Raw genomic sequence first — 7,058 nt, forward strand, 5'->3', positions numbered from 1 at the left:
TCGTAAAAAGGGACTGAAACACTTTATGAAGATACTGTGCAGAGTGGTGTCTAATTTTTGAAAACTCTTCGAAACAGGTTGTTTTTTCAATGATGACAGAGTACCATAAAAGAGGTTGAGCTCAGCTTGCTTATCAGATATTCAGCTTACCAGGATAAATCAGCGGCCAGCCTCAAAAAATCGATGCAGATTATTGGATGCATCTACTTAGGAGAACTAACTAATTATGAAAACTTTAAAAAAAATAATCGTTTCCGGACTATCTGCCAGCCTGCTGGTACCCGCTATCGCAAAACCAAATTTGACAGCTGCAGCTGCACAAGCACCAGAAGTCGAAGCGGAATCTGCATTGGTTGTAGATTTTGAAACCAATCAAATTTTGTTAGATCAAAATGCAGAAGAACAAAGAGGGATTGCCTCTATGACAAAAATGCTGGTAGAGTATATTTTATTCCAGGAAATTGAAGCTGGAAATATCACTTGGGACACAGAGGTAACCATCAGCGATTACGCCTACCAAATCAGCCAAAACTATGAGCTGTCCAATGTTCCGCTTAGACAAGGCGAAACCTATAAATTAAAAGAATTATATCAAGCGCTGGCAATTTATTCTGCTAACGGTGCAACTGTAGCGATTGCCGAGCAACTTGCAGGATCAGAACCAGCCATGGTCGATAAAATGCGTGAACTGGTCGAGTCATGGGGAGTTACAGAGTACCAATTATATAACGTGACGGGTTTAAGCAATGCTTCTTTAAATGGGAACATCTATCCCGGAAGTACAGAAGAAAATGAGAATGTAATGTCGGCTAAAGGAATTGCAACCGTTGCTTCTCATCTATTAAAAGATTATCCAGAAGTTTTGGAAACCTCAAGCATTCCAAGTTTAGTATTCCAAGAAGGAACTTCTGATGCGATCCAAATGAAAAACTGGAACTGGATGCTGGAAGGTTTGCTTCATGAACGTCCGGGCGTAGATGGATTGAAAACAGGAACGACGCCATTTGCGGGCGCAACATTTACAGGAACCGCTGTAGAAGACGGACGCAGAATCATTACTGTTGTCATGGGAGCAGGAGACGGTGTAACAAACCGTTCGCAACGATTTAATGCAACAGACGAACTAATGGACTATGGATTCAATGAATGGGATCCGGCAGTTGTCATGGAAGAAAATACAGTGCTTGAAGAAACAGATCCGCTTACAGTTCATAATGGAAAATCAGATTCAGTTGAAATCATGTCTGCTGAAACCGCGGAATTTTTATTGCCTAGCGGTGTCGGGGCTGAAGATGTGACTTGGACATTTACACCCGATGAAGAAGTGTTGAATGAAGAAGGAGAGCTGGAAGCGCCGATTGAAAAAGGACAAGAGGTTGGTACAATCACTTACTCGTTTGAAGGGCAAGATCTAGGTTATTTGGATGAGAGCAGTCACAACACTGTTGCAGCTGTAACGTCGGAATCTGTCGAACGAGCAGGCTTCTTTTCTATTATCGGTACTTGGTTTGGAGATTTCTTCGGCGGCCTAATCGATCGTTTCTAAAAGCTGGTTGAAAAGCAGTTGCTTTAACAAAGAGAGTACAGTACAATAAACGCATATAATAAGTGAACGTTAAGCGAGAAGCAGTAAGGGGACTAAAGTTCAAGAGAGTCAGTGGCTGGTGAGAACTGATCCTTTATAACCTGAATCCATCCCGCAAGTAGACAGTGAAACGACTAATCGTGTAAATTGTCTCGGTAGAGCCCGTTAATACTCATAGAGAGCAGGGAAGTGTTTCTTCCTTGAATCAGGGTGGCACCGCGAAAAGCAGTCTTTCGTCCCTTCGTAACAGGAGGGGTGAGAGACTGCTTTTTTCGTTCCTTCAACACTTAAATAATCACAGAAAATATAAGGAAAAGAGGCGTTAATATGTTAGATATCAAACTTATCCGCACTGAATTTGATCAAGTGAAAGAAAAACTGGTAACACGAGGCGTAGATCCTAATGAACTGACTGCACTAAAAGAATTGGATGAAAAAAGAAGAGCGCTAATCCAAGAATCAGAACGCTTGAAGAAAACGCGTAATGAAGTTTCAGATGAGATTGCAACGAAAAAGAGAAACAAAGAAAACGCTGATGAAGCCATTGAAGCAATGAAAAAAGTCGGCGCAGACATTAAAAGGATCGACCAGGAATTAGAAGAAGTTGAAACGAAATTCCAAGATATCGCTGACGGTCTGCCAAATCTTCCGCATGAATCTCTGCCGGTCGGAGAAGATGAAGAGTCAAATCTGGAAGTGCGCAATTGGGGCAATGGAAATAATGACCAGTATGACTTTGAACCGAAACCGCACTGGGAAATCGGCGCAGATTTAGATATTCTTGACTTTGAAAGAGGCGCTAAAGTGGCGAAAAGCCGTTTCCTTTATTACAAGGGCTTAGGGGCGCGCTTAGAACGTGCTTTATACAATTTTATGCTGGATGTACACACTGAAGAACATGGATATTATGAAATGATCCCGCCGTATCTGGTAAATGAAGATTCCTTATATGGAACAGGACAATTCCCTAAATTCAAGGAAGATGTTTTCCAAATTCAAGATACTGCTTTAACCTTGATCCCGACAGCGGAAGTACCATTAACTAATTACTACCGAGATGAAATCTTAGAAGAAGCAGACCTTCCGAAATATTTCACGGCACTATCTCCGTCATTCCGTTCAGAAGCTGGAAGCGCTGGTCGTGACACTCGCGGGTTAATCAGGTTGCACCAATTCAATAAAGTAGAAATGATCAAGTTTGCCAAACCTGAAGAATCATATGATGAACTAGAAAAAATGACAGCAAATGCCGAAGCAATTCTGCAGAAGCTGGAACTTCCTTATAGAGTAGTTTTATTGTCTACAGGAGATACTGGGTTTGCGGCAGCTAAAACATATGATTTAGAAGTATGGATTCCTGCACAAAACACATACAGAGAAATCAGCTCATGCTCAAATACCGAAGCATTCCAGGCAAGAAGGGCTAAGATACGTTATAGAAGAGAAGAAGATGGGAAAATCGATTTCGTTCATACACTGAATGGTTCAGGATTGGCGATCGGACGTACTGTGGCAGCGATTTTGGAAAATTATCAGCAAGCAGACGGAACTGTAAAAGTACCGGAAGTACTGGTTCCTTATATGGGCGGCGTTACAGAAATTGGATAGAATCCTGTTTTTTAAGTTTTTTGAGTAAACAAATCGGCAAAATGATGATATACTATTTAGTACCGAGTTAATAGGAGGGATAAGAATGACTGAAGAAAAATTCGAGACAGCCATTTTTGCTGGCGGATGTTTCTGGTGTATGGTTAAACCGTTCGACTCATTACCAGGAATCGAAAAAGTTATCTCAGGCTATACTGGCGGTACAGTAGAAAACCCGACTTACAGACAAGTAACTACAGGTACAACAGGACATACAGAAGCAGTAGAAATCACATATGATCCTTCTAAGATATCTTATGAGGAACTTGTGGAAATCTATTGGAGACAAACAGATCCCACTGATGCAGGCGGACAATTTGCCGATCGCGGTGACTCTTATCGTCCCGTTATTTTTTATAAAAACGATGAACAAAAAGAAACAGCAGAAAAATCTAAACAGGCATTAGAAAACAGCGGCAGATTCAATGATCCGATCGTTACAAAAATTGAACCTGCACACCCTTTTTATGAAGCAGAAGACTATCATCAAGACTTTTATAAAAAGGAATCAGCTCATTATAAACGCTACAGCAAAGGATCTGGTCGAGTCGATTTTATCGAAAGAAACTGGGATAATCAGCAAGCGTAATGCAGCCGTTGTGAACGAGATAAAATGCCGAGAAGTATTCTCGGCATTATTATTTTAAAAAAAGTGGAAAAAGTAATTGACAATAATATAATCCCGTTGTATTATATAAGAGTTGCTGCTAAACAATTATTTCTTTTAGCGACACACAACATTGTATAGCGATTATGGCGAGAAGGATCCACCTGTTTCCATTTCGAACACAGAAGTTAAGCTTCTCAGCGCCGAGGATAGTGAAGGGTTTCTCTTTGTGAAAGCAGGACGTCGTTATGCAAATACTTATTCTCAAGTATTATCGGAGGTTTAGCTCAGTTGGGAGAGCATCTGCCTTACAAGCAGAGGGTCAGCGGTTCGAGCCCGTTAACCTCCATAGTCTTCTGAGACATTAGCTCAGTCGGTAGAGCATCTGACTTTTAATCAGAGGGTCGCAGGTTCGAACCCTGCATGTCTCATGTACACTGAATAGTGTAAAGAAATCAACACGCGGATGTGGCGGAATTGGCAGACGCACTAGATTTAGGATCTAGCGCTTCACGGCGTGGGGGTTCAAGTCCCTCCATCCGCATAGTATGTTTATGAAAACGTACTGTGTTTAATATTCAGCCGGCTTAGCTCAGTTGGTAGAGCAACTGATTTGTAATCAGTAGGTCGAGGGTTCGACTCCTTTAGCCGGCATTTTGTTTTTGCGGAAGTAGTTCAGTGGTAGAACATCACCTTGCCAAGGTGGGGGTCGCGGGTTCGAATCCCGTCTTCCGCTTGGTACTTAGAGTACAAGCGTAAAACAATGAGATCTACGAAGTTTAATTACCCTGTATGAGCCGGGGTGGCGGAATTGGTAGACGCACAGGACTTAAAATCCTGCGGTGAGTTTTCACCGTGCCGGTTCGACTCCGGCCCTCGGCATTCACTTTATACGCACCCTTAGCTCAATTGGATAGAGTACCTGACTACGAATCAGGCGGTTAGAGGTTCGACTCCTCTAGGGTGCATCTTTCTAAAGAAAGAAACGATAAAACGGGAAGTAGCTCAGCTTGGTAGAGCACTTGGTTTGGGACCAAGGGGTCGCAGGTTCGAATCCTGTCTTCCCGATTTGGATAAATATAAAAGCAATGCTTTTATTATAATGGCGGTGTAGCTCAGCTGGCTAGAGCGTACGGTTCATACCCGTGAGGTCGTGGGTTCGACTCCCTCCGCCGCTATCAGTTTTAACAGGAAATCGGACCTTTAGCTCAGTTGGTTAGAGCAGACGGCTCATAACCGTCCGGTCGCAGGTTCGAGTCCTGCAAGGTCCATTTCACTTTTATCCTTTTATATTATCGCGGGGTAGAGCAGCTGGCAGCTCGTCGGGCTCATAACCCGGAGGTCGTAGGTTCGAATCCTGCCCCCGCAATTACCGTGCTTGTAGTTGCTTCAGCAATTTGCAAACATGATCCACTTGGGCAAACCACTTGGTATTGTCTAAGCTGTTTCAAAATTAAAAGGTCCCGTAGTGTAGCGGTTATCACGCCTGCCTGTCACGCAGGAGATCGCGGGTTCGATTCCCGTCGGGACCGTTAAACACATGCGGGTGTAGTTTAGTGGTAAAACCACAGCCTTCCAAGCTGTTGTCGCGAGTTCGATTCTCGTCACCCGCTTTTGTTTAGGGCCTATAGCTCAGCTGGTTAGAGCGCACGCCTGATAAGCGTGAGGTCGGTGGTTCGAGTCCACTTAGGCCCATTAGCACCATTAATATAATATTGGCCCCTTGGTCAAGCGGTTAAGACACCGCCCTTTCACGGCGGTAACACGGGTTCGAATCCCGTAGGGGTCATCAGCAGATTTCTGTTGAATGATAAGTTAGTTACGGAGGATTACCCAAGTCCGGCTTAAGGGAACGGTCTTGAAAACCGTCAGGCGTGTAAAAGCGCGCGTGGGTTCGAATCCCACATCCTCCTTTATCATATTTATTGTCAAAAACTTATGAATATGATTTGCTGGACTAAAGTCCACAGTGGTTATGATTATGCCGTTGGTGTAATCACATTATCGCGGGGTAGAGCAGCTGGCAGCTCGTCGGGCTCATAACCCGGAGGTCGCAGGTTCGAATCCTGCCCCCGCAATTGCCATGCTTGTAGTTCCTTTAGCAACGTACAGCCATGGTACATTCGAGCGAAAGCTCGCAGTGTTTCAACTGAAAATTTCAGGTCCCGTAGTGTAGCGGTTATCACGCCTGCCTGTCACGCAGGAGATCGCGGGTTCGATTCCCGTCGGGACCGTAGCAACATTTTCCAAGGCGCAGTAGCTCAGTTGGTAGAGCAACGGATTGAAGCTCCGTGTGTCGGCAGTTCGACTCTGTCCTGCGCCATTGGAGGGATAGCGAAGTGGCTAAACGCGGCGGACTGTAAATCCGCTCCTTCGGGTTCGTAGGTTCGAATCCTACTCCCTCCATTATAGGGGTATAGTTTAATGGTAAAACTATGGTCTCCAAAACCATCGATGTGGGTTCGATTCCTACTACCCCTGTTAGACATATTAATAAACCATATGTTCTAAGAAGAATTATGGCGACTGTGGCGAAGTGGTTAACGCACCGGGTTGTGGTCTCGGCATGCGTGGGTTCGAACCCCATCAGTCGCCTTTGTAACATTGGGCTATAGCCAAGCGGTAAGGCAGCGGGTTTTGATCCCGTCATTCCCCAGGTTCGAATCCTGGTAGCCCAGTTTCATTTCAAATGAATACATTTATGGCGGTATAGCCAAGTGGTAAGGCAGAGGTCTGCAAAACCTTCATCACCGGTTCAAATCCGGTTACCGCCTTGTCTTAGAAATTAAATAATCTTTTAACAGGCCGGCGTGGCGGAATTGGTAGACGCGCTGGACTCAAAATCCAGTGCCCGTTAGGGCGTGCCGGTTCGACTCCGGCCGCCGGTATTCAAAAATGATCTATCATTTTTGAAAAATGTTATTGACTGCAAAGTCATAGCGTGATATGATGTATAGGTTGCTGACAAAACGCTAACGAATTTATAGATAAACATTTCTTTAAAAAGTAGTTGACGTTGAATCGACAAAATGGTATGATATAAAAGTTGCTGATAACGAGGCAACGAACATTGAAACACCATGAATACAGTAGATCTTTGAAAACTGAACAAAGTAAAACAACCAAATGTGCAGGGGTCTTCGATTCTTTATGGATCAAGACAACTATCGAATGAACAAGGTTCATTCACAATCAATACAATTGAGCTTTTCAAACTTA

At 43.8% G+C, this 7,058-nt stretch carries 3 protein-coding genes, 25 tRNA genes, 1 rRNA gene and 1 other annotated feature; all 29 genes read left to right on the forward strand.

The window, feature by feature from the left end:
- Nucleotides 1-226 precede the first annotated feature (226 nt).
- A complete protein-coding gene (locus B6F02_RS03770; protein WP_080146063.1) occupies nucleotides 227-1,546 on the forward strand; it encodes a serine hydrolase in 1,320 nt (439 codons plus the stop codon).
- A 60-nt stretch (nucleotides 1,547-1,606) separates the two neighbouring features.
- Nucleotides 1,607-1,829, forward strand: a binding site (T-box leader).
- Between the two features lie 83 nt (nucleotides 1,830-1,912).
- Complete coding sequence (gene serS, locus B6F02_RS03775) at nucleotides 1,913-3,193, forward strand: serine--tRNA ligase (RefSeq protein ID WP_080146064.1); 1,281 nt, start codon at nucleotides 1,913-1,915, stop codon at nucleotides 3,191-3,193.
- A gap of 85 nt (nucleotides 3,194-3,278) precedes the next feature.
- A complete protein-coding gene (msrA, locus tag B6F02_RS03780) occupies nucleotides 3,279-3,821 on the forward strand; it encodes a peptide-methionine (S)-S-oxide reductase MsrA (RefSeq protein WP_080146065.1) in 543 nt (180 codons plus the stop codon).
- Between the two features lie 154 nt (nucleotides 3,822-3,975).
- Nucleotides 3,976-4,091: ribosomal RNA gene (gene rrf / locus B6F02_RS03785) — 5S ribosomal RNA — on the forward strand.
- Between the two features lie 24 nt (nucleotides 4,092-4,115).
- Nucleotides 4,116-4,188: transfer RNA gene (locus tag B6F02_RS03790), tRNA-Val, on the forward strand.
- A 9-nt stretch (nucleotides 4,189-4,197) separates the two neighbouring features.
- Nucleotides 4,198-4,270: transfer RNA gene (locus B6F02_RS03795), tRNA-Lys, on the forward strand.
- A gap of 31 nt (nucleotides 4,271-4,301) precedes the next feature.
- A tRNA-Leu gene (locus B6F02_RS03800) sits at nucleotides 4,302-4,383 on the forward strand.
- A gap of 37 nt (nucleotides 4,384-4,420) precedes the next feature.
- Nucleotides 4,421-4,493 (forward strand) — tRNA-Thr (locus B6F02_RS03805).
- 10 nt (nucleotides 4,494-4,503) lie between these two features.
- Nucleotides 4,504-4,575, forward strand: a tRNA-Gly gene (locus B6F02_RS03810).
- Between the two features lie 60 nt (nucleotides 4,576-4,635).
- Nucleotides 4,636-4,721 (forward strand) — tRNA-Leu (locus B6F02_RS03815).
- A 12-nt stretch (nucleotides 4,722-4,733) separates the two neighbouring features.
- Nucleotides 4,734-4,807, forward strand: a tRNA-Arg gene (locus B6F02_RS03820).
- Nucleotides 4,808-4,833: 26 nt separating this feature from the next.
- Nucleotides 4,834-4,907: transfer RNA gene (locus tag B6F02_RS03825), tRNA-Pro, on the forward strand.
- Between the two features lie 36 nt (nucleotides 4,908-4,943).
- Nucleotides 4,944-5,017, forward strand: a tRNA-Met gene (locus tag B6F02_RS03830).
- Between the two features lie 19 nt (nucleotides 5,018-5,036).
- Nucleotides 5,037-5,110: transfer RNA gene (locus B6F02_RS03835), tRNA-Ile, on the forward strand.
- Between the two features lie 25 nt (nucleotides 5,111-5,135).
- Nucleotides 5,136-5,208 (forward strand) — tRNA-Met (locus B6F02_RS03840).
- A 90-nt stretch (nucleotides 5,209-5,298) separates the two neighbouring features.
- Nucleotides 5,299-5,371, forward strand: a tRNA-Asp gene (locus B6F02_RS03845).
- Nucleotides 5,372-5,381: 10 nt separating this feature from the next.
- Nucleotides 5,382-5,452 (forward strand) — tRNA-Gly (locus B6F02_RS03850).
- 8 nt (nucleotides 5,453-5,460) lie between these two features.
- Nucleotides 5,461-5,534: transfer RNA gene (locus tag B6F02_RS03855), tRNA-Ile, on the forward strand.
- Nucleotides 5,535-5,556: 22 nt separating this feature from the next.
- Nucleotides 5,557-5,628: transfer RNA gene (locus B6F02_RS03860), tRNA-Glu, on the forward strand.
- Nucleotides 5,629-5,662: 34 nt separating this feature from the next.
- Nucleotides 5,663-5,752, forward strand: a tRNA-Ser gene (locus B6F02_RS03865).
- 92 nt (nucleotides 5,753-5,844) lie between these two features.
- A tRNA-Met gene (locus B6F02_RS03870) sits at nucleotides 5,845-5,917 on the forward strand.
- Between the two features lie 83 nt (nucleotides 5,918-6,000).
- A tRNA-Asp gene (locus B6F02_RS03875) sits at nucleotides 6,001-6,073 on the forward strand.
- Nucleotides 6,074-6,089: 16 nt separating this feature from the next.
- Nucleotides 6,090-6,162: transfer RNA gene (locus B6F02_RS03880), tRNA-Phe, on the forward strand.
- Between the two features lie 2 nt (nucleotides 6,163-6,164).
- Nucleotides 6,165-6,245 (forward strand) — tRNA-Tyr (locus tag B6F02_RS03885).
- A gap of 4 nt (nucleotides 6,246-6,249) precedes the next feature.
- Nucleotides 6,250-6,320 (forward strand) — tRNA-Trp (locus tag B6F02_RS03890).
- A gap of 41 nt (nucleotides 6,321-6,361) precedes the next feature.
- Nucleotides 6,362-6,434, forward strand: a tRNA-His gene (locus tag B6F02_RS03895).
- A gap of 10 nt (nucleotides 6,435-6,444) precedes the next feature.
- A tRNA-Gln gene (locus B6F02_RS03900) sits at nucleotides 6,445-6,517 on the forward strand.
- A gap of 25 nt (nucleotides 6,518-6,542) precedes the next feature.
- Nucleotides 6,543-6,613, forward strand: a tRNA-Cys gene (locus B6F02_RS03905).
- A gap of 30 nt (nucleotides 6,614-6,643) precedes the next feature.
- Nucleotides 6,644-6,727, forward strand: a tRNA-Leu gene (locus B6F02_RS03910).
- The last annotated feature ends 331 nt before the right edge of the window (nucleotides 6,728-7,058 follow it).

This window comes from Marinilactibacillus piezotolerans, assembly GCF_900169305.1.
In the GTDB taxonomy this organism is placed as follows: Bacteria; Bacillota; Bacilli; order Lactobacillales; family Carnobacteriaceae_A; genus Marinilactibacillus; species Marinilactibacillus piezotolerans_A.

What these genes read in the sequence shown, in the direction of transcription:
- B6F02_RS03770 (WP_080146063.1), top strand. Translation starts at nt 227, where the DNA reads ATGAAAACTTTAAAAAAAATAATCGTTTCCGGACTATCTGCCAGCCTG.
- serS (WP_080146064.1), top strand. Translation starts at nt 1,913, where the DNA reads ATGTTAGATATCAAACTTATCCGCACTGAATTTGATCAAGTGAAAGAA.
- msrA (WP_080146065.1), top strand. Translation starts at nt 3,279, where the DNA reads ATGACTGAAGAAAAATTCGAGACAGCCATTTTTGCTGGCGGATGTTTC.